A 21,466-nucleotide genomic window follows, 5' to 3' on the forward strand; every position below is an offset into this window, starting at 1 on the left:
CGATCACGAAGCACCCACTAAGGGGGCGCGGGGGTCCCTGTCAACGTTCGGGATACCGCAGTCATGCTGCTACTACTACAATCTGCCTAGGTAAATCGCATCTGCATGTCGGCGTCATGCGGTAGGCGATGGTGTATTACGGGTGGCCGCCCGCGCGCGTGCAGGCCTCGCCGCGGGGCGCACGAACGCGCGCTCGACGAGGTCGCGCAGCCGGCGCACCAGCGCCTCGCGCGGCTCGCGCATGCCGTGCGTCACCCAATCGGCGAGCAGGACCTGATCCATCACGCTGAACGTCTTGGCGAGGAAGTCGGGATCCTCGTCGACGAACGCGCCGTCCGCGACGCCGCGGCGGAAGACGTCGGCCTGCAGCGTGTGTATCTCCTGCCAGGTGCCCACCTGCGTCGCGCCGCCGAGGGCGGGGCCGAGGGCCCACGAGACGCCGGAGCGCAGATGCGTGCGCAGGAAGTCCGGGTGCTCGACGAAGTAGCCGACGTAGATGTCGATCAGGCCGAACAGCGCCTCGCGCGGCGGCAGCTCGCGCGCGGCGAGCTCGCGCGCGAGGCGCAGCAGCTCCTGGCCGCGCACCTCGAGCAGCGCGGCGTAGAGCTCGGTCTTGCCCGGGAAGACCGAGTAGATCGTGCCCATCGAGAGGGCCGCGCGTCCCGCGATGTCCTGGACCTTGGCGATCTCGAAGCCGCGCTCCGCGAACACGCGCTCGGCGGCGCCCAGGATGTGCTGGCGATAGACGTCCTCGCGGGCGCGTCGCGCTTCGTCGCGGGGTCTCCGTTTCGCCACGGCGCAGCAACTACCATTCGCGGTGGCGGGTTGACAACTCGAAAAAACGAATGGTAATTCGCGCCTGCGAAACGGCGATTTCGCCCCGCCCGGAAGGAGGCGCCTCATGGAGTTCGGGATCTTCTCGCAGATGCACGTGCCGCCGTGGGACGACGAGCACTCCCGCTTCATGCGCGAGGTCGAGGTCTCGGTGGCCTGCGACGACGTCGGCTTCAAGTACGACTGGTCGCCGGAGCATCACTTCCTCGAGCACTACTCGCACCAGCCCGCACCCGAGGTGTTCCTCACGTGGGTGGCGTCGCGCACGAAGCGCATCCACGTCGGCACGGCGATCACGAACATCACCGCCGCCGTCAACCACCCGGCGCGCGTCGCCGAGCGCATCGCGACGCTCGACCACCTCTCCGAGGGCCGCGTCGAGTTCGGCACCGGTCGCGGGTCGTCGTCGGCGGAGTGGGGTGGGTTCGCCATCCCCTCGGCGTCGGAGACGAAGCCGATGTGGCGCGAGTCGCTCGAGCAGATCCCGCGCATGTGGCGGGACGAGCCCTACGAGTTCGAGGGCAAGTACTTCCGCATGCCGCAGCGCAACGTGCTGCCGAAGCCCTACTCGAAGCCGCATCCGCCGATGTGGGTCGCGTGCTCGAGCCCGGCGACCTTCGCCGAGGCGGGCGAGCTCGGCCTCGGCTCGCTGTGCTTCACCTTCGGGACGCCGTCGGAGATCGCCGAGAACGTCCGCAACTACAAGGAAGGCATCAAGCGCTGCACGAAGCCGATCGCGGGCTTCGTCAACGACAACATCGCCGTCACCACGAACATGTTCTGCCTCGAGGACGGCGACGAGGCGCGCGACCTCTACTCGAAGGCGAAGGTGGGCGCGTTCACGGGCTACTTCTTCAAGTGGCTCGACTCGATTCCGCGCCCGAAGGGCCTGCCGCCGACCGGCCCGATCCCGCCGCTGCCCGACCCGACGCCCGCCGACCTCGCGGCCGGGCTCGCCGTCGGCGGCCGCCAGATCGGCGCGCCCGAGGAGATCGCGAAGGTCATCCAGATGTACGAGGACATCGGCGTCGATCAGCTGATCTACGCGCCCTTGACCCTCACGCTCGACCAGAAGTACGTGCTCGAGTCGATCGAGACCTTCGGCAAGCACGTGCTGCCGAAGTTCGACAAGGACCCGGTGCATTCGACGACGCGGCAGCGTGAAGCCGCGGTGCGCGCCGCGGCCTGAGCCACGGCAGGCCGGACGGCTCGCGAGCGGAGCGAATGGGATTCGAGACCTGCGACGAGGTGCTGATCGGCGGCCGCTGGGAGCGTGCCGAGGGCGGCACCTATCCGGTGATCGACCCCGCGACCGAGGAGATCGCGGGGCACGCGCCGCAAGCGTCGATCGCACAGGTCCGGCGGGCGGCACGGGCCGCCCGCGAGGCGTTCACGAGCGGCCCGTGGCCGCGCATGTCCGGTGCCGAGCGCGGCGCGCTGCTGCGCAAGGCAGCCGAGCGCTTCCGCGCCATCCAGGCCGAGCTCGTCGACCTCGCGATCGCCGAGACCGGCGCCGTGCGCATCGTCGCCCAGACGCAGCAGGTGGGCGCGGTGCCGGTGCGGCTCGAGAAGTACGCCGAGCTGGCGGCGCGCCCCGTCGACGCCGGCGTGCTGCCGCGGGCGCAGCCGGGCGGGCTCGGCGGCGGCATGGCGACGCGCGAGCCGATCGGCGTGGTCGCGTGCATCACACCGTTCAACTTTCCGATGACCAACTGCGCCGGGAAGATCGGGCCGGCGCTGGCCGTCGGCGACACGGTCGTCGTGAAGCCGGCGCCGCAGGATCCGCTCTGCGTCGCGGCGCTCTGTCGCACCGTCGCCGAGGTGCTGCCGCCGGGCGTCGTGAACTTCGTCTGCGGCGCCGGACCGGACGTCGGCGCCGCGCTGGTCGACAGCGACGACGTCGACATGGTGTCGTTCACCGGCTCGACCGCCGTCGGCACCCGCATCCAGGAGGCGTGCGCAAGGCGTCTCAAGCGCACGCTGCTCGAGCTGGGCGGCAAGTCGCCGCAGATCGTCTTCGCCGACGCCGACCTCGAGCGGGCGCTGCGCGGCGCGATGCAGGTGTGGACCTTCCACTCGGGGCAGATCTGCATCGCCGGCACGCGGCTCCTCGTCGAAGAGTCGATCTACGACGCCTTCACGCGGCGCCTGGTGGAGGGCGCGAAGCGCCTCAAGATCGGCGACCCGCGCGACGCGGGCACGGTCGTCGGCCCGCTGGTCTCCGCGCAGCAGCGCGATCGCGTGCTGGCCATGATCGACGCCGGGGCGACGGAGGGCGCGACCATCGCCTGCGGAGGCAAGCGGCCGGCGCAGCCGGCGCGCGGCTTCTACGTCGAGCCGACGCTGTTCACGCACGCGACCAACGCCATGTCGGTCGCGCGCGAAGAGTTCTTCGGCCCCGTCGTCACGGCCATCCCCTTCCGCGACGAGGACGAGGCGATCGCGCTGGCGAACGACTCCGACTACGGGCTCTACGGCTATGTGTGGACGGGCGACACGACGCGCGGCGTGCGCGTCGCGCGCGCGCTTCGTACCGGCACGGTGCAGGTGAACTGCGCGGCGGGCATGCATCCCGACGCGCCATTCGGCGGCTACAAGCAGAGCGGCATCGGCCGCGACGGCGGCGAGTGGGCGCTGCTCGCGCACAGCGAGCTCAAATACATAGGGTGGCAGGCATGAGCTTCGACACGATCATCAAGAACGGCACGGTGGTGGACGGCTCGGGGCTGCCGAAGCGGGTGGCCGACGTCGGCATTCGCGACGGCATCATCACCGACATCGGGCGGCTGTCCGGTGCCGCGAAGAAAACCATCGACGCCGACGGGCTCGTCGTCATGCCCGGCATCGTCGACGCCCACACGCACTACGACCCGCAGCTGACGTTCGAGCCGTTCGGGACCTCGTCGTGCTTCCACGGCGTGACGTCGGTGGTCGCCGGCAACTGCGGCTACTCGATCGCGCCGGTGAAATCGGCCGACCGCGGCTGGATCACGAAGCTCTTCGCCAAGGTCGAGGGCATGTCGCCGAACGTCCTCGGCGAAGGCCTGCCCTGGGACTGGGACAGCTTCCCGTCGCTCATGGAGAAGCTCGACAGCCGCCTCGGCATCAACGCCGCCGTCTACATCGGGCATTCGGCGATGCGCCGCTGGGCGATGGGCGAGGCCGCGTCGGAGCGCACGGCGACGCCCGACGAGATCGAGACCATGCAGAACATGGTGCGCGAGGCGATGCGCGCCGGCGCCGCCGGCTTCACGTCGTCGCACGCGCCCACCCACGTCGACCACGAGAAGCGGCCGGTGCCGTCGCGCCATGCCGACTTCGACGAGGTGCTGGCGCTGGCCGCCGCGGCCGGCGAGGGCGGCGCGGGCTCGATCGGCTTCCTCGCCCGCACCGCCGTGCAGGGCTACGACGCCGAGGACCGCGAGCGCATCGTCAGGCTCGCGCATGCGTCGGGCCTGCCGGTCGTCGTGCAGGGCATGGGCTACCGGCCCGGCCAGCGTGCCATGTGGGACAACCAGACGGGCTTCCTCGCCGACGCGCGCAAGCAGGGCGCGGCGGTGTTCTCGATGCTGCGCACGCAGCCGTTCATGCGGCCGTTCAACTGGAAGCGCGGCACGTCGCTGTTCGACGGCGTGTTCCACTGGCGCGACATCCAGGCCGCCGACCCGACGCAGCGTCTCGCGCGCATGAAGGACGCGAACGCCCGCCAGGAGCTGCGTTGGGCGCTCGACAACCCGAACAAGGACCCCGACAAGGGTTCGACGTTGCCGCCGCCCGCGATGACCGCGCTCTTCGTCGACCGCTCGAAGACCGACCCGGGCGCCGAGGGCAAGAGCGTCGCCCAGCTCGCGAAGGACCGCGGCGTCCATCCGGCCGACATCATCTGCGAGCTCGCGGTGGCCGACGGGCTCGAGACGCAGTTCCTGTGGAACAGCGAGTCGCCGGCGTGGATCGAGGCCAACGGCGAGTCGCAGCGCAACCCGCACATGATCATCGGTACCGGCGACGGCGGCGCGCACGCCGACCGCGACGACGGTGCCGAGTGGTCGACCTACTTCATCCGCGCCTGGCTGCTCGACCGCGAGCACATGACGCTGGAAGAGGGCGTGCGCCGCATCACGCACCAGCCGGCGATGATCTGCGGCATCCCGCTGCGCGGGCTCCTCGCCCGCGGCTTCCACGCCGACGTGATGATGTTCGACCCGACCCGCATCCAGCTCGGCAAGAAGCAGCTCGTCGCCGACATGCCCGGCGGGGAGGACCGCTGGCAGGTGAAGCCCGAGGGCATCGTGCGCGTCATGGTGAACGGCGAGGTGATCGTCGAGAACAACCAGCTCACCGGCGCGCGCTCGGGCCGCGTGCTGCGCATCGGCAATCAGGGCTGATGAAGACCCGCGGCGCAGTCTACTTCGGCGGCGGAAAGCCCGTCTCGATCGAAGAGGTCGAGGTGCGCGATCCGGGCGCGGGCGAGGTGCGCGTCGCGATCCACGCCGCCGGGCTCTGCCACTCGGACCAGAGCGTCATCGACGGCACGATCCCGTATCCGGTACCCGTCGTGCTGGGACACGAGGGCGCGGGCATCGTCGAGGCGATCGGCCCCGGCGTGACGAGCGTGCGCGAGGGCGACCACGTGATCCTCTCGACGCTGGCCCACTGCGGCCGCTGCCGCGCCTGCGAGGGCGGCAAGCCGACGGCCTGCAAGAACGCGCCGAACCCGAAGGACACGACGCCGTTCACGCTTGGCGGCGGCACGTCGGCCTTCCAGTTCGCGAACGCGTCGGCCTTCGCCGAGCGCACGCTGGTGAAGGAGCAGAGCGCGATCGCCGTCGACCGCCGCCTGCCGTTCGACCGCGCGGCGTTGATCGGCTGCGGCATCATGACCGGCGTCGGCGCGGTGCTGAACCGGGCGCAGGTGGAGGCCGGCTCGTCGATGGCCGTGTTCGGCGTGGGCGGCATCGGGCTCAACTGCGTGCAGGGCGGGGTGCTCGCCGGCGCGTCGCAGATCATCGCCATCGACGTCAACCCGCAGAAGCTCGAGCTGGCGAAGCGCTTCGGTGCCACGCACCTCGTCGACGCCTCGAAGGAGGACGCCCTCGCCGCCGTGCGCGATCTCACCGGCGGCGGCGCCGAGTACACCTTCGAGTGCGTCGGCAACCTCGCCGTCATCCAGCAGGCGCTCGACGCGCTCGCCGCCGGCGGCACGCTGACGGTCGTCGGGGTGCCGAAGATCGGCTCGAAGTACGAGTTCGTCGTCCACACGCTCTACAACAACAAGGGCATCCTCGGCTGCCGCTACGGCGCCGCGCGCCCGCGCCGCGACTTCCCGATGCTCGCCGATCTGTACCTGTCCGGCCGGCTCAAGATCGACGAGCTCATCACCAGCCACTACGCACTCGACGACTTCGGACGCGCGCTCCACGACCTGGAGCAGGGCCATCTCGCCCGCGGCGTGTTCCGGATGGACTCGGCCGCCTGATTCGGAGGGAGACCACGCCATGGGACGCTACGGAAACTGGGTCATCGACGCGGACGGGCACGGGGGCGACCTCCCCAACTGGCAGTCGCGCATCCCCGCCGAGTTCCAGGGCAAGTGGGAGGAGCGGCGCGCGAAGATCAAGAAGCAGTTCGCCAACCTGCCCGGCGTCGGCATCAAGGAGACGAAGGGCACGGCGAAGCTGAACAGCCTCGAGCGCGCCGGCATGACCGATCCGAAGTCGCGCCTCGAGGACATGGACCTCGAGGGCATCGATCAGACGATCATGTTCCCCGGCGGCGCCGGCGAGGAGTGGGCCGGCCTCGACAAGGACTTTGCGGTTGCGCTCTGCCGCACGCTGAACGACGCGCGCGGCGAGTTCCTGTCCTACGCGCCGAAGCGCCTCATGTCGGTCGCGAAGCTGCCGATGATCGACCCCGCGTCGGCCGTCGCCGAGCTGCGGCGCTGCGTCGCGGAGCACGGTATGGTCGGCATGGTCACGCCGCAGCACGTGCGCGACAAGAACCTCGACCATCCCGACTTCGACGTGGTCTGGCGCACCGCCGAGGAGCTCGGCGTGGCGGTGTGCGTGCACGGCGGCGGCCAGGCGATCGACCAGGTGCCGATCGGCGTCGACCGCTGGAGCACGCGTCTCGAGATGCACGCCTTCACGCATCCCGTCGGCCAGATGATGGCGGTGATGGCGTTCACCGTCGGCGGCATCCTGCACCGTTTCCCGAAGCTGCGCGTCGCCTTCCTCGAGGCGACGACCGGCTGGCTGCCGTTCTGGCTCGAGCGCCTCGACGAGCACTGGGAGCTGACGCCCGAGCAGGCGCCGAACATCGACAAGAAGCCGTCGGAGTACTTCAAGGCGGGCAACTGCTTCATCGGCTGCGACCCGGACGAGAAGTCGATCCCGTGGGTCGTCGACCAGTGCGGCGAGGGCGTCGTCGTGTACGCCTCCGACTACTGCCACTGGGACTGCAAATTCCCCGACACGGTGAAGATCGTGCAGGAGCGGGACGACCTGTCGGCGAGCGCGAAGAAGAAGATCCTCGACGACAACCCGCGCCGGCTCTACGCCCTCGGCTGACGCCTCGCCCGGCACGTGCCGATGGACCTCGCCGCGCTGCTCGATCCCGCCCACACGGCGCTGCTCCTGATGGAATGCCAGGAGGGCGTCGTCGGCCGGGGCGGCAGGCTGTCGGCGCTCGCCGAGGCGGTCGAGAAGCACGGCACGGTCGCGCAGATCGGTCGCGTGCTGGCGGCGGCGCGGGTGCGCGGGGTGCGCGTCGTCCACTGCCACATGGCGCGGCGGGCCGACGGGGCGGGCGCGACGACCAACTGTCGCCTCCTCGCTGCGACCAGGAAGTCCGACCGGCCGCTCGTCCCCGGCTCGCCGCAGCAGGCGGCGATCGCGGCGCTCGCGCCTGCCGAGGGCGAATGGGTCGTGACGCGCTTCCACGGCCTCACCCCGTTCCACGGCACCGAGCTCGATCAGCTGCTGCGCAACCAGGGCGTCCGCACCGTCGTCGCCTGCGGCGTCTCGGTGAACGTCGGCATCCTCGGCCTCACGCTCGAAGCCGTGAACGCCGGCTATCAGGTGGTGATCCCGCGCGAGGGCGTCGCCGGGACGCCCGACGAGTACGTCGCGGCCGTCATGGACAACACGCTGCGCCTCCTCGCCACGCTTGCGCGCGTGGACGATGTCGTAGGAGTGTGGGGCGACCATGGCTGATCGGTTCGCTGGGCGGGTGCTGTTCGTGACGGGAGCGGGATCGGGGATCGGGCGCGCGACGGCGACGCTCTTCGCCGAGGAGGGCGCGCAGGTCTTCGCGGTCGACGTCGATCGCGACGGCCTCGCCGAGACCGTGAGCACGATCCGCACCGCCGGCGGCACCGCCGAGGGCGCGCACTGCGACGTCGCCGACATGGCCTCGGTGCAGAGCGCCGTCGACGCGGCGGCCGCCGCCTTCGGCCGCATCCACGTGCTGGCCAACGTCGCCGGCATCGGCGGCTTCAAGCGCTTCGAGGAGCTCACCGAGCAGGACTGGAACCGGACCGTTGGGGTGAACCTCACCGGCATGTTCCACACCGTGCGGGCGGCGCTGCCGCATCTCCTGCGCGATCCCGTGGGCAACGTCGTCAACGTCGGCTCGACCGCCTCGCTGCGCGGCAACGCCTACGCGGCGCACTACGCGGCGTCGAAGGCCGGCGTGCTGCTCCTGACGCGCTCGCTCGCGCTCGAGTTCGCGACCCGCAAGCTGCGCTTCAACTGCGTCTGCCCCGGCGGCGTCAACACGCCGCTGATCCGCAACTTCATCCGGCGCGACGACCACGAGCAGCACCTCATCAACTACCAGATGGCGCCGAACCCGACGTTCTTCAGCCAGCCGATCGAGATCGCGCGCATCATCGCCTTCCTCGCCTCGGACGAGGCGCGCGCGATCAACGGCGCCGCCCTCACCGCCGACGGCGGCGCGCTGGCATGATCCTCGGCGTCCTCGCCCGGCACACAGCGGAGCGGGGCGACCGCGTCTTCCTGCGGCACGAGGGGCGTGCCGTTACCTACGCCGCGTTCGACGCGCTCTCGAACCGGGCGGCGAACGCGCTCCGCGCGCGCGGTGTCGAGCCGGGCGACGTGGTCACGCTCGGGCTCGGGAACGGGGTCGAGTACGTCACCGCCGCCTTCGGCGCGCTGAAGGCGGGCGCGATCCTGCACCCGATCAACCCGGCGCTGGGCGCCGCCGAGCTGGGCTACGTGGTCGGGCACGCGGCGCCGCGCGTCGTGGTCACCGACGCCGCCAGCGACGCGAAGCTGCGCGGGTTCGGCGCGGGCACCGTCGCCGGCGACGCGCTCGTCGCACACCCGGACGCGTCGGCGCCGGGCGTCGCGATCCACCCGGACGACTACTCGACGCTCCTCTACACCTCGGGCACGACCGGCAAGCCGAAGGGCGTGCTGTTCACCCACGGTCGCACCGGCACGAGCGGCCCGCACTTCATCGAGGCGCTGCACCTGCGGCCCGACGACACGATCCTCGCCGTCACGCCGCTGTTCCACGGCAACGCCTGGGGCGCGGTGGTGACCGCGCTCCACGCCGGCGGCACCGCCGCGTTCCCGAAGACGTTCAGCGCGACCGAGTTCTGGCCGCTGGTCCACGAGACCGGCGCCACGGTGGTCTACACGCTCGGTACCGTGCTCGCGATGCTGCTGACGCGCGAGCCGTCGGCGCTGGAGACGACGAACCCGCTGCGCGTGATCCTCGGGCTCGGCAGCGCCGCCATCCGCGAGCGCGTCGTCGCGCGCTTCGGCGTCGAGGCGGTGCTCGAGTGCTTCGGCTCGACCGACGCGGGCGTGGTCACCATCGAGCCGCTCGGCCAGCCGCCGCGGCCGGGCTCGTGTGGCCCGCCGGTACCCGGCGTCCGGCTGCGCGTCCTCGACGACGCCGGCAACCCGCTGCCGCCGCGCCAGGTCGGCGAGATCGCCGTCCACTCGCCCGCGCGCATGGCGGCGTACTTCAAGGATCCCGAAGCCACGGCCGCGGCGCTGCGCGACGGCTGGTTCCTCTCCGGCGACCTCGGCTATCTCGACGAGGACGGCTGGCTCTACTTCGTCGACCGCAAGCGCGACGTCATCCGCCGCGGCGGCGAGAACGTCTCGTCGGTGCTGGTCGAGAAGACGCTGCGCGAGCATCCGCAGGTGGCGGACGCGGCCGTCATCGGCGTGCCCGATCCGGTGCTCGGCCAGGAGATCATGGCCTTCGTGGTCCCGAAGGGCGCAGTGACGGCCGAGGCGCTGGAGGCGTTCTGCCGCGAGCGGCTGGCGAAGTTCCAGGTGCCGCGTCGCTGGGAGCTGCGTGCCGACCTGCCGCGCACGCCCACGCAGCGGGTCGAGAAGTACAAGCTGCGTGCCGAGGCGGGTGGCGGCCGGCCGACGCTGGGCTAGCCGCGAACGACGCGGGGGCGGCCGGCGCCGCCCCCGCCGCCGCGCTCACGGCTTCGCGTCGAGGATCGTCATCGGCGTCACCGGGACGCCGTCGCTCCACGTTCCCATGAAGCGATGCTGGGGGGTGTCGCCGAGCCCGTAGGCGCAGTTCGTGCCGAAGAACGCGCAGTCGGTGAGGCCGTCGAACGTCTGCCAGAGGCCGTACCAGTCGAGCGCGTCGATGCCCGAGATCGCGCCGCCCGACGGGCTCGCGGCCGGCGCGTAGTGATCGGCGACGAGGTCCGGCGTGCCGTGCATGTCGCTCGGCAGGATCACGTAGTCGCGGTTGGCGAGCCCGACGTGGCCGGTGCGGTCCCAGACGAGGTCGCAGCCGTCCCAGCCGGCGAAGTCGTCGTCGGCGCCGACGACGCAGTTGAGCAGCACCGTCGACGGCACGCCGGTCAGGCTGTCGAGGTTCTCGTCCCAGGGCTCGATCGGCATCAGGACCTTCGGCTGCGGCAGGCCGCTCGACGACCAGCGGTGGCCCATGTTCGCCGTCACCACGCCGCCGTACGAGTGCCCGACGACGGCGAAGCGGGCGAGCTGCGGCTGCACGCGCGAGGCGTTCGCCTGCAGCCAGGTGATGGCGTTCTGCACGGCGGTGATCGCGTTCGGCGTGAAGGTCGCGCGCGGCGTCAGCAGCGTCGCCTGGTAGCGCGGATACACGACGAGGTTCCCGCGCCGGACGAGGTGCGTGATCCAGCCGATGTAACCGTCGGGCTCCATGGCTCCCCAGCCGTGGTTCAGGACCACCAGCGGGGCCGACGCGGGCTTCGGGCTCGCGGGCTGGTAGACCCAGTACTGCGTGTTGCCGCTGCCGTTGCTCGTGACCGTGTAGCTCGCGTGCGCGTAGGTGCTGCCCCCGGGGCCGCTCGCCGGCTGGCCGGGCGGCGTCTGAGCCACGGCGACGGTGGCGAGAAGCGTCAGCGCCAGTGCGAAGCGGCGCATCCCCCTGGCTGCTGCCCACGACGTCGATGGGTGCATGAGTCCTCCTCCCCTTGTGCCCGGGCGTCCATCGCCCGGGCGCGGTGCGGGGTCCGCATGCCGTCGCCGGTAAAGCGCGTGCCTGATTTAAGTCAAATGAATCATCGCGGCCCGCAGCGCCGCCCCTGGGCCGCCGTGCGACGGGGAGGGGTCAGCGTACGCGGGCGGGGGCGCGGCGGGTCGCACGGGAGGCCGTGCGGCGTGGCGTGGCGATCGGCTCGGCCGGCGTAGGATCGCTCGTCGGCGCCGCGAGCCCGCCGAGGACGTAGTCGACGAGATCGCGTCCGACGGTCTCGATCGCCCGCGCGTCGACGCCGCGCGGATGGCGGCCGATGCGCTCGAGCTCGACGACCGCGACCAGCACCTGCTGGAAGAGGAAGCGCGTGCGCACGGCGACGACGCGCTCGGGCAGCGCCGGGCAGGCGCGCCGCACGATGATCATGAAGCGCTCGACGGCGCGCCAGAAGACGGGCGGCGCCAGCTGCTCGATGTGCACCGTGGGATCGCCGCCGGCGCGGGCGAGGAAGATCGCGAAGTGTCCGGCACGGGGCGGCAGCAGCGTGCGCAGGAAGGGCAGCACCATCGCCTCGACCGCGGCGCGCAGGTCGGGGTGCCCGTCGCCGGCGTGCTCCTCGACGGCGGCGATCCCCTCGAGCCGCTCCTCGGCGAGCTCGCCCATGCGGCGCGTCACCAGCGCCTCGATGACGCCGTCCTTCGAGCCGAAGTGATAGTGCGACGCCGAGACGTTCTTCGCACCGGCGGCGTCGTTGATCATGCGCAGCGAGGTCGCCTGGATGCCCTGGGTGGCGAAGAGCCGCTCGGCGGCGTCGAGGAGCCGGTCGCGGGTGGCGAGGCCGTCGCTGCGGGATCGCGGCATGACCCGACGGGGCGTACCGCGAGGCCGGGAAATCAGTCAAGCGATTCAGCTGCGGCGAGCGGGCACGAAAGGGGGTGGCGCGCCCGAAGCGGCGCGCGCTAGGCTCCCGCCGTGCGGCTTCTGCTCGCTGGCGTCCTCTTCGTCCTGTCGCTCGCTCCCGCCGCGTCGGCGCGCCCCTCTTCGGCCGTCGACGCGGGGAGCCTCGTGGTCCGGGTCGCGGCCGATCCCTGGCAGCTGACCTTCACCGACGCGCGCGGCACGACGGTCCTGCGCGAGGCGCCCGAGCGCGACGCCGGCCCGATCGGCGCGCTCGGCTTCCGCACCGCCGCGGGCTGGATGCGGGCGACGCGCGTCGTCGCGAGCCGCGCCGCACGCCGGGAGCTGACGCTCACCGTCGCGACCACCGACCCCGACGGCCGCACCCTCGAGGTCGTGCTGGTGCCGGACGGGGAGGGCGTCGTCGCGCTGACCGCCCGCGTGCTCGGCGACCGGGCGGGCATCGACGCGCTCGGCATCGGCTTCGAGGCGTCGACGGACGAGCGCTTCCTCGGCTTCGGCGAGCGCAACGATGCGATCGACCAGCGCGGCCGCGTCGTCGAGAGCTGGGTTGCCGACGGACCCTTCCAGGAGATCGAGCTGCCGTTCGTGCAGCAGCTCGTGCCGCCGCCCGGCTTCCGCCCGCGCGACGACGCGACCTACTACCCCGTGCCCTGGATGCTCTCGACGCGCGGCTACGGGGTCCTCGTCGACAACGACGAGCCCAGCTACTTCCGCGCCGGCAGCGAGCGTCCGGACCGGCTCGGCGTCGAGGTCGTCGGCGCGCCGGTCGGCATGCCGGCGCTGCCGCTGCCGGAGATGCTGCGCCTGCGCGTCTTCGCGGGTCCCACGCCCGCGGAGGCGCTGCGCCGCTTCACGGTGCGCACGGGACGGCAGCCCGCCGTCGATGCGCCGTGGGTGCTCGGGCCATGGTTCCAGCCCGGCGGCTCGGTCGCCGAACAGGAGGCCCAGGTCGGGAAGCTGCGCGCCGCCGACGCGCCCGTGTCCGTCGCGCAGACGTATACGCACTACCTCCCGTGCGGCGATCACGTCCGCAACCGCGCCGGTGAGCGCGACCGCCTGCACCGGCTGCACGCGCTCGGCCTCGCCGTGACGACGTACTTCAACCCGATGATCTGCGAGTCGTACCAGCCGGCCTTCGCTCGCGCCGTCGCCGCCGGCGCCCTCGCGACCCGCGCGGACGGCTCGCCCTACATCTACGACTACGCCGGCAGCCAGATCTTCCGCGTCGGCCAGTTCGACTTCACCCGTCAGGCGGGACGCGCCGAGTACGGCCGCCTCCTCCACGAGGCGATCAGCGACGGGCACGACGGCTGGATGGAGGACTTCGGCGAGTACACCCCGCCCGACGGCTTCCAGGCGACCGGGCCGATCCTCGGCGGCGGCCACAACCGCTATGCCACCGAGTACCACTGCGGCGCGTACGCCACGGTGCGCCGCGTCCGCCGCCCCGTCGTGCGCTTCCAGCGTTCCGGATGGACCGGCGCCGCGCCGTGCGCGCAGGTCGTGTGGAGCGGCGATCCGACGACCGGGTGGGGCTTCGACGGCCTCGCCTCGGTCGTGACCGGCGGGCTCAACATGGGCATGTCCGGGATCGCGATCTGGGGCAGCGACATCGGCGGCTACTTCGCGCTCGGCGACAACGCGCTGACGCCGGAGCTGCTGATCCGCTGGGTGCAGGTCGGCGCCGTCTCGGGCGTCATGCGCACGCAGCGCAACGGCACCGCCGTCCCGCCCAAGGTGCGGCCGCAGATCTACGACGACGCCCAGATCCCCAACTGGAAGCGCTACGCGAAGCTGCGCACGCAGCTCTACCCCTACACGGCGGCGGCGGCCGCGGAGTACCGTCGCAGCGGGCTGCCCCTCATGCGCCATCTGGCGCTCGTCCATCCCGACGACGCGGAGGCCGTGGCCCAGGACGACGCCTTCCTGTTCGGGCCCGACCTGCTGGTCGCACCCGTGCTCGCGCCGGGCCGGACGACGCGCGAAGCGTACCTGCCTGCCGGCGGCTGGATCGACCTCTGGCGCGCGGGGACGTGGGACAGCGCCGCGGGCGTCTTCGTGCTCGGCGCCGCCGACGTGCTGCCCGGCGGGCGTCGCGTGACGGTGCCCGCGCCGCTCGAGGAGCTGCCGCTCTTCGTGCGCGCCGGCGCGCTGCTGCCGCTCGTGCCGGCCGACGTCGACACGCTCGCCGACTACGGCGATCCGGCGCCGGGCTTCGTGCGGCTGCGCGACCGGCGCGACCGCATGGCGCTGCTCGCGTTCCCGCGCGGCGCGAGCGAGGCGCGGATGGTGGAGCGGGTGGAGCGCCTGCGCTCGCTCGAGCGGGCCGACGGCTGGGAGCTGGCGGTGCGCGGGCGGCGTCGCCGCACCTACGCGCTGCAGGCGTCGTTGGCGACGCTCGAGCGGCCGTTCGCGCCGTGTGCCGTCGAATGGAACGGCACGCGGCTGCCGGAGTCGGCGTGGTCGTTCGACGCGGCGACGCGGGTCCTGCGGGCCGAGTTCCGCGGCGTGCGCGGACGCCTCGTCGTGCGCGTCGGCTGCGGGCGCTGAGCCCGCGTCGCCCTTGCGCGCGGGGCGCGCCTCGGTCAGGACGAGGCGCGTGACCGCACCCGACGAGAGCCCGTCCGCCGCCATCGACGTCACGCCGCCCGCGCCGTTCGAGGTCGACGGCGGGGTCGCCTCGGCCGAGATCGCTCCGCCGCCCGGCGCGCCGGCCGCGACGCGCCACGACCTCCAGCTCGGCCGCCGCTTCTTCCACTGCATGAACGGCGTCGTCGTGGCGACCGCGTACGCGCTCCTCTTCACGCATCGCCAGATCGTCCACGTGTTCGGCACGGTCGCCTGCGTGGTCTACGTGCTCGATCGGGTGCGCATCGCCTACCCCGAGGTCGTCGAGCGCCACGCGCCGTGGGTGAACCGCGTCCTCGTACGGGCGGAGGAGCGGGTGCGCGAGTCGGCCATGATCCCGTACGCGATCGCCGTCCTGCTGACCATCCTGACGGTACCGAAGGCGGCGGCGCTGGTCGCGATCTACACGCTCGCGTTCGCCGACCCGCTGGCGGCGATCGTCGGCATCCGCTTCGGCCGCCGGCCGCTCGTTGCCGACTACACCCTCGAAGGCACGCTCGCCTTCTTCGGCGCGTCGCTCGCGGTCGCCGCGACGGTGCTCGCGTACACGACGAGCGCGAGCGCGCTCGCGCTCGGTGGGGCGGCGGTCACGATCGCGCTCGTCGGCGCGGGGTTCGCGCTCCTGCGTCTGCGCATCGACGACAACCTGACGATCCCCCTCCTGGTGGGCTTCGTCACCTGGATCGTGACGGCGCTCTACGGCATCCCGCTCGACTGATCCTCGATCACGCGGACGAGCCCTTCGACGGCGCGCATGAGCACGTCCCAGGGGACGTCCGCGTCCTCGGAGGTGCCGAGGAAGAGCGTCGTGCCGGCGGTCGCGACCCGCAGGCGGCCGTGCGGCGGCAGGGCGGCCGCCGCTTCGCGCAGCGCCGCCACCAGCCGGGTCGCGTTCTCCGGCGCCCGCTCGGCGCCGCCGACGCGCAGCGCCGCCGGCACGTGCGCGCCGTCGTCGCCGGTGCGCAGCGCGCCCACGACGAGCTCGACGTCGGCGGCGGCGAACGGCGGATCGGCCGTGCGGCGGAGGTGGTCTGCGGGGGCGGTCGCGCCCGGCGACGCGCGGCCGGGGAGGTCGTCCGCCGGGGCGGCGCGGCCGAGCCTGGCGGCGACGCGCGCGAGGGACACGGCGGGCAGGACGGCGAGCGTCCCGCGCCGGCCGCCGCGATGGCGCCAGCCCCAGGCGAAGCAACGCACCTCGCGACTGTGTCGGACCGCGGTGGCGAGGGTCCACACCGAGACGGGCTGCGCCGGGCCGAGCGCCTCGACGGCCGCCGCCACGGCTGCACGGGCGTCGGGGTCGTCCCGGACGCCCCAACCCTCCCGTGCGGCGGCGACCGCGAGGGCGTCGTCGGTCGCGGCCGCGCGGCGCCGGCGCCGCGTCCACAGGGCCGCGAGCAGAAGGGCGACGGCTGCGCCGCTCCACCATCCCGCCTCCACCGTCATGGGAGCATCGCCGCGTCACACGCGTCGAGCGCTCACCGCGATGCGCCCGGCGCTTCGGCGAGGCAGGTCGGGCAGAGCGCCCACATCCCGCGCGGGTCGGGCCAGCGGCCGAGCAGCAGATCGACCTGCCCGACGGCGTCGCGCAGGCCGGCGACGAGGTGCCCCGTCGCCGGCGGCGTCCAGACGTGGGCGACCCGCGAGCCGAGGAGGTTCAGCAGCTGGTCGCGCAGGCTCGGAGTCTGCTCGATCGTGACGATGCGCCAGCGTTCGCCCAGGCCCGCCTTGGCGGCCGCCGACGCGACGGCGTCGTCGAGCGTGCCGAGATGGTCGACGAGGCCGACGCGCAGCGCGGCCTCGCCGCTCCACACCCGGCCCTGGCCGACCTCGTCGGCCTGCCGGGTGGTCATCTTCCGCGCCGTCGCGACGTGCTCGAGGAACTCGGCGTAGCCTGCGTCGAGCCCCTGCTGGATCATGTCGCCGACGCCGGGCGCGAGCGCGCGGTCGCTGCGGAGCGCACCCGAGAGCCAGGTGGTGCCGACGCCGTCGACGTGCATCCCGAGGTAGCGGGCGAGCGGCTTCTCGAGCGTGGGGAAGACGCCGAAGATGCCGATCGAGCCGGTGAGGGTGGCGGGGCTCGCCCAGATCTCCTCGCCGGCGGTGGCGATCCAGTAGCCTCCCGACGCCGCCACCGGCCCCATCGACACGACGAGCGGCTTGCCCGCGTCGCGCAGCCGCATGGCTTCCTGGCGGATCACCTCCGAAGCGAAGGCGCTGCCGCCGGGGCTGTCGACGCGCAGCACGACGGCGCGCACGTCGTCGTCGAAGCGCGCCTCGCGCAGCAGCGCCGACGTGGAATCGCCGCCGACGCGGCCCGGCGCCTGGTCGCCGGGCACGATCATGCCGACCGCGCGCACGACCCCGACCGCGGGCCCGGACGTCGGCCGTCCCTCGTCGGGGCGTCCTGCGGCCCAGAGGTAGGTGTCGGAGTCGACCTGGTGCCAGGTGTGCGTCTTGTCGTCCTCGCCCACCAGCTCGGTGAGGCGCGCGTCGGCCGCATCGCGGCCGCCGACGTGGTCGACGAGCTTCAGGTCGAGCGCGAGCTGCGCTGGGCGGCCCTGCGCGGCGCGCAGGCGCGCGGGCAGGTCGTTCAGCGCCGTCGTCAGCTCGGCCGGGGTCAGCTGACGGGCCGCGGTGACGTCGGCGAGCCAGAGGTTCCAGAGGTCGCCGAGGAACTCGAGCGCGACGCCGCGCTCCTCCGGCGACATGTCGTTGCGCAGGAACGGCTCGACGGCCGACTTGTAGCGGCCGACGCGGAACACGTTCGGCTCGATCTCCAGGCGATCGATGGCGTCCTTGAAGTAGGTGCCGAACGTGCCGAACCCCTCGATCCAGACGACACCGAGGTCGTGCAGGTAGATCTCGTCGGCCGTGGTGGCGAGGTAGTACTGCGACTGCGAGAACGCGTCCCCGAGCGCGAGCACCGGCTTGCCGGCGGCGCGGAAGCGCTCGACCGCGCGGCGGACCTCGCGCAGATGGACGAGGGCGGCGCCGTCGAGGTCGTCCGGGCGGATCACGAGGACCTTCACCCGCTCGTCGGTGCGCGCTTTGTCGATGGCGTCGATGACGTCCGCGACGAGCGTCTCGTTGCGGCCGCCGCCCAGGATGATCTGGCGCAGACGGTCGGACGGGCTGCCTTCGCGCTGCTCCACGAGGACGCCCTTCGGCGCGACCACCAGCGCGGTCGCCGCGGGGATCGCCGTGTGCGCCGCCCAGATGCCGCCGAACAGGATCACCAGCAGCATCACCCCGAAGACGATCGTCAGGAGGAAGCGCCGGGCGACGTCGAGCGCGTGTACGAAGCCGCGCAGAACGCGCCAGACGAAGTTGGGTCGGGACGCCATCGCGAGGGGTTCCTCCGCCGGTCGAGAGACTTCTCCCCGATGTAGCAGATGGCTCGCGGGTTGCGAGCGCAACGCGGGTGCGCCCTTCGCCCGATCGCCGTTGCGAGCGACGGGCCCCTGGGCTACTCGCCCCGCGTGCCCGCTCCGGAGCCGCGCGCGCAAGCGTCCCCCCCTGGCGCGCTGCTCGCGGTCGCGGTGGCCGCGACGGCGCTGATCGGTGCGCGTCTCTGGGAAGGTGACCTGCACCAGGACCAGGTGCTCTATGCCGCCGTCGCCGAGCGCGCGCGCACGGGCGGGGACTGGCTGCACCTCCACTTCGGCGACGACCCGTACTGGAAGAAGCCGCCGTTGATGTTCTGGGCGGTCGCGGCGTTCTTCGAGCTGCTCGGGCCGACGGCGCTCGCGGCGCGTCTCGTGCCGGCGGCGCTCGGCGTGGCGACCTGCGTCCTCGTCGCCGCGCTCGGGCGGCGGCTCTTCGGCGAGCCGGCCGGTCTGCTCGCCGGGCTCGCGCTCGCGACCACGCCGCCGTTCTTCCGCAACGCTGCAGCGCTGAGCCTCGATCCCGCCGTCGGCGCCGGCACCCTGGCGGCGCTCCTGTGCTGGCTGCGCGGCGTCGAGCACGGCCGGCGTCGCGACTTCGTGCTGGCGGGCGTGGCGTTCGGCCTCGTCGTGCTCGCGAAGGGCACGTTCGGGCTGCTCGCGCCGTTCGTGCTGGTGCTCTGGTGCCTGACGCATGGGCGCCGGCGCGACCTCGCGTCGCCCGGCGTGCTGCTCTCCGCGCTGGTGGCGACGGCGATCTTCCTGCCCTGGCATCTCGAGCAGCTGCGGACGTACGGTCCCGACTTCCTGCGCGTGTACCTCGGCCAGGAGGTGCTGGAGCGCGCGGTCGGCAACCTCGAGCTCGGCGTCAAGCCGGTCTCGTATCCGCTCACGCTCCTGCGCGACGCCGCGCCGTGGGTGCCGTCGATGCTGCTCGGCGTCTGGCTGGCGCTGCGGCGCGCGCGCGGCGGCGATCGCGCCGCACGCTTCGTCCTCGCATGGGCGCTCGGCTACCTGGCGCTCATCACGCTCTCGGCGGGGCAGCGCCCCCAGTATCTGCTGCCGCTGTACCCGGCGACGTCGCTCCTCGCCGGGCTCGGGACGGCGGCGCTCCTGCCGGCCGCGTGGACGCCGCATCTGCCGCGCGTCGTCGCCATCGCCTTCGCGGCGCTGGGCGTCGCCCTGTGCGTGCTGCCGATCACGATCCATCGGCCGCGCTACGACGCCCTGCGGGCGCTCGGGCCGCTCCTGCCGCCCGACGGCACGCCGCTCGTGGGGTTCCGTACCAGCCTCCAGCTGCGGGCGGCGAGCCAGCTCTACCTCGGGCGTGATCTCCGCCCGCGCCGGCTGCCCGAGCTGCGCGCGACCAGCGACGGGCTCGTCCTCGCCGAGCGGAGCGTCGCGCAGCCCCTCGTCGACGCGGGCTTCGTGCGCGTGCACGCGAACGAGCGCTACGTGCTGCTGCGCTCGCCGCCCGGCTCCTGACGGCCGGGCCGCCTGGCACTCCCCGATCGGCCCGGCTAGGAAGGAGCGATGTCCGAGGCGCCGAGCGACTTCATCCGCGACATCGTCGCGGCGGACCTGGCGAGCGGGAAGGTCCGCCGGGTGATCACGCGCTTCCCCCCCGAGCCGAACGGCTACCTCCACATCGGGCACGCGAAGAGCATCTGCCTCAACTTCGGGGTCGCGCAGGAGTTCGGCGGCGCCTGCAACCTGCGCTTCGACGACACGAACCCCACGAAGGAGGACGTCGAGTACGTCGACGCGATCCGGCGCGACGTCCGCTGGCTCGGCTTCGCGTACGACGACCGGCTCTTCTACGCCTCCGACTACTTCGCACGGCTCTACGAGCTCGCCGTCGGGCTGGTGAAGGACGGCAAGGCCTACGTCGACTCGAGCCCCGCCGACGAGATCCGCCGCCTGCGCGGCACGCTCACCGAGCCCGGCACGAACGGCCCCTTCCGCGATCGCCCGATCGACGAGAGCCTCGACCTGTTCGCGCGCATGAAGGCCGGCGAGTTCCCCGACGGCGCGCACGTGCTGCGCGCGAAGATCGACATGGCGTCGCCGAACATGAACCTGCGCGACCCGGTCCTCTACCGCATCCGGCATGCGCATCATCACCGCACCGGCGACGCGTGGTGCATCTACCCGATGTACGACTTCGCGCATCCGCTCTCGGACGCCATCGAGGGCGTCACGCATTCGATCTGCACGCTCGAGTTCGAGGACCATCGGCCGCTCTACGACTGGCTGGTCGAGAACTGCCGGACGCCGGAGCGTCCGTTCCAGTACGAGTTCGCGCGCCTGAACCTCACCTATACGGTGATGAGCAAGCGCAAGCTCCTCCAGCTCGTCGCCGAGGGACACGTCGCCGGCTGGGACGACCCGCGCATGCCGACGCTCTCGGCCATGCGTCGGCGCGGCGTGCCGCCCGAGGCCATTCGCACGTTCTGCGCCGCGATCGGCGTCGCCAAGCGCAACAGCCTCGTCGACGTGGCGATGCTGGAGCACGCCATCCGCGACGAGTTGAACCGCACCGCGCCGCGCGTGATGGCCGTCCTGCGGCCGCTCAAGGTGATCGTCGAGAACTGGGAGGACGGGCGCGTCGAGGAGCTCGCGGCGGTGAACAACCCGGAGGATCCGGAGCAGGGCACCCGGCGGGTGCCGTTCGGGCGCGAGCTGTGGATCGAGCAGGACGACTTCCGCGAGGTGCCGCCGCCGAAGTACTTCCGCCTGTCGCCGGGGAAGGAGGTGCGGCTGCGCTGGGCGTACTATCTGAAGTGCGTCGGCGTGGAGAAGGGCGCCGACGGCACCGTCACGGCGCTGCGCTGCACGATCGACCCCGCCACCCGCGGCGGCAACGCCCCCGACGGCCGCAAGGTGAAGGCGACGATCCACTGGGTGTCGGCGGCGCACGCGCAGGACGCCGAGGTGCGCCTCTACGACCGCCTCTTCACGGTCGAGGATCCCGGCGGCGACGACTGGCTGGCGCAGGTGAACCCGGCGGCGCTCGAGCGTCTCCCCGCCGCGAAGCTCGAGCCGTCGCTCGCGACCGCGGCGCCCGGGACGCGCGTGCAATTCGAGCGCATGGGCTACTTCGCACTCGACACCGTCGACGCGACACCGGCGTGCCCGGTGTGGAACCGCATCGTCACGCTGAAGGACACCTGGGCGCGCATCGAGAAGCGTGGCGGCTGAGGTGCGCGACGACGGTGCCGCCGGGCGACGGCTACCGG

17 protein-coding genes are annotated in these 21,466 nt (G+C 72.6%); 12 read left to right on the forward strand and 5 right to left on the reverse strand.

Features of this window, described 5'->3' with window-relative positions:
- Window positions 1–114: 114 nt before the first annotated feature.
- Complete coding sequence (locus KIT14_07600) at window positions 115–795, reverse strand: TetR/AcrR family transcriptional regulator (GenBank protein MCW5890403.1); 681 nt, start codon at window positions 793–795, stop codon at window positions 115–117.
- Window positions 796–901: 106 nt separating this feature from the next.
- Here KIT14_07600 and KIT14_07605 point away from each other — a divergent pair, with 106 nt between their 5' ends.
- From KIT14_07605 to KIT14_07640, 8 genes are read left to right on the forward strand one after another with little or no spacing between them, the layout of a single operon-like run.
- Window positions 902–2,023 carry an LLM class flavin-dependent oxidoreductase gene (locus tag KIT14_07605; protein ID MCW5890404.1) on the forward strand — a complete coding sequence of 374 codons (1,122 nt, stop codon included), beginning with the start codon at window positions 902–904 and terminating at the stop codon, window positions 2,021–2,023.
- 35 nt (window positions 2,024–2,058) lie between these two features.
- Window positions 2,059–3,513 carry an aldehyde dehydrogenase family protein gene (locus KIT14_07610; GenBank protein ID MCW5890405.1) on the forward strand — a complete coding sequence of 485 codons (1,455 nt, stop codon included), beginning with the start codon at window positions 2,059–2,061 and terminating at the stop codon, window positions 3,511–3,513.
- Window positions 3,510–5,219, forward strand: coding sequence for an amidohydrolase family protein (locus tag KIT14_07615; protein ID MCW5890406.1), 1,710 nt, complete (start codon window positions 3,510–3,512; stop codon window positions 5,217–5,219). Before KIT14_07610 ends, KIT14_07615 begins: the two co-directional genes overlap by 4 nt.
- Window positions 5,219–6,310, forward strand: coding sequence for a Zn-dependent alcohol dehydrogenase (locus KIT14_07620; GenBank protein MCW5890407.1), 1,092 nt, complete (start codon window positions 5,219–5,221; stop codon window positions 6,308–6,310). The genes KIT14_07615 and KIT14_07620 overlap by 1 nt, the downstream gene beginning before the upstream one ends.
- Window positions 6,311–6,329: 19 nt before the next feature.
- Window positions 6,330–7,400 carry an amidohydrolase gene (locus tag KIT14_07625; protein ID MCW5890408.1) on the forward strand — a complete coding sequence of 357 codons (1,071 nt, stop codon included), beginning with the start codon at window positions 6,330–6,332 and terminating at the stop codon, window positions 7,398–7,400.
- A 15-nt stretch (window positions 7,401–7,415) separates the two neighbouring features.
- Window positions 7,416–8,045, forward strand: a complete 630-nt coding sequence (locus KIT14_07630; protein ID MCW5890409.1) for a cysteine hydrolase — start codon at window positions 7,416–7,418, stop codon at window positions 8,043–8,045.
- Window positions 8,038–8,799, forward strand: a complete 762-nt coding sequence (locus tag KIT14_07635) for an SDR family oxidoreductase (protein ID MCW5890410.1) — start codon at window positions 8,038–8,040, stop codon at window positions 8,797–8,799. Before KIT14_07630 ends, KIT14_07635 begins: the two co-directional genes overlap by 8 nt.
- Window positions 8,796–10,256, forward strand: coding sequence for an AMP-binding protein (locus KIT14_07640; protein ID MCW5890411.1), 1,461 nt, complete (start codon window positions 8,796–8,798; stop codon window positions 10,254–10,256). Before KIT14_07635 ends, KIT14_07640 begins: the two co-directional genes overlap by 4 nt.
- A gap of 45 nt (window positions 10,257–10,301) precedes the next feature.
- Here the strand turns inward: KIT14_07640 and KIT14_07645 are convergent, their stop codons facing one another.
- The gene (locus tag KIT14_07645; GenBank protein MCW5890412.1) at window positions 10,302–11,243 is read right to left on the reverse strand and encodes an alpha/beta hydrolase; all 942 of its coding nucleotides are present in this window, start codon (window positions 11,241–11,243) and stop codon (window positions 10,302–10,304) included.
- 187 nt (window positions 11,244–11,430) lie between these two features.
- On the reverse strand, window positions 11,431–12,156 hold the full coding sequence (locus KIT14_07650) for a TetR/AcrR family transcriptional regulator (GenBank protein ID MCW5890413.1): 726 nt from the start codon (window positions 12,154–12,156) through the stop codon (window positions 11,431–11,433).
- 111 nt (window positions 12,157–12,267) lie between these two features.
- On the opposite strand from KIT14_07650, the gene KIT14_07655 reads away from it, so the two are divergent.
- Both KIT14_07655 and KIT14_07660 read left to right on the forward strand, forming a co-directional pair.
- A complete protein-coding gene (locus KIT14_07655; GenBank protein MCW5890414.1) occupies window positions 12,268–14,766 on the forward strand; it encodes a glycoside hydrolase family 31 protein in 2,499 nt (832 codons plus the stop codon).
- 49 nt (window positions 14,767–14,815) lie between these two features.
- Window positions 14,816–15,562, forward strand: a complete 747-nt coding sequence (locus KIT14_07660) for a hypothetical protein (protein MCW5890415.1) — start codon at window positions 14,816–14,818, stop codon at window positions 15,560–15,562.
- Here the strand turns inward: KIT14_07660 and KIT14_07665 are convergent.
- Window positions 15,541–16,287: a hypothetical protein gene (locus KIT14_07665; protein ID MCW5890416.1), complete on the reverse strand. Its 747-nt coding sequence runs from the start codon at window positions 16,285–16,287 to the stop codon at window positions 15,541–15,543. The two genes, KIT14_07660 and KIT14_07665, sit on opposite strands and share 22 nt — an antisense overlap.
- A gap of 32 nt (window positions 16,288–16,319) precedes the next feature.
- Window positions 16,320–18,188 carry a signal peptide peptidase SppA gene (gene sppA, locus KIT14_07670; GenBank protein ID MCW5890417.1) on the reverse strand — a complete coding sequence of 623 codons (1,869 nt, stop codon included), beginning with the start codon at window positions 18,186–18,188 and terminating at the stop codon, window positions 16,320–16,322.
- 135 nt (window positions 18,189–18,323) lie between these two features.
- Here sppA and KIT14_07675 point away from each other — a divergent pair, with 135 nt between their 5' ends.
- Complete coding sequence (locus KIT14_07675; GenBank protein MCW5890418.1) at window positions 18,324–19,712, forward strand: glycosyltransferase family 39 protein; 1,389 nt, start codon at window positions 18,324–18,326, stop codon at window positions 19,710–19,712.
- A gap of 48 nt (window positions 19,713–19,760) precedes the next feature.
- On the forward strand, window positions 19,761–21,428 hold the full coding sequence (locus KIT14_07680; protein MCW5890419.1) for a glutamine--tRNA ligase/YqeY domain fusion protein: 1,668 nt from the start codon (window positions 19,761–19,763) through the stop codon (window positions 21,426–21,428).
- The last annotated feature ends 38 nt before the right edge of the window (window positions 21,429–21,466 follow it).

Source organism: bacterium (assembly GCA_026129405.1).
Lineage (GTDB): Bacteria > Desulfobacterota > Binatia > DP-6 > DP-6 > JAHCID01.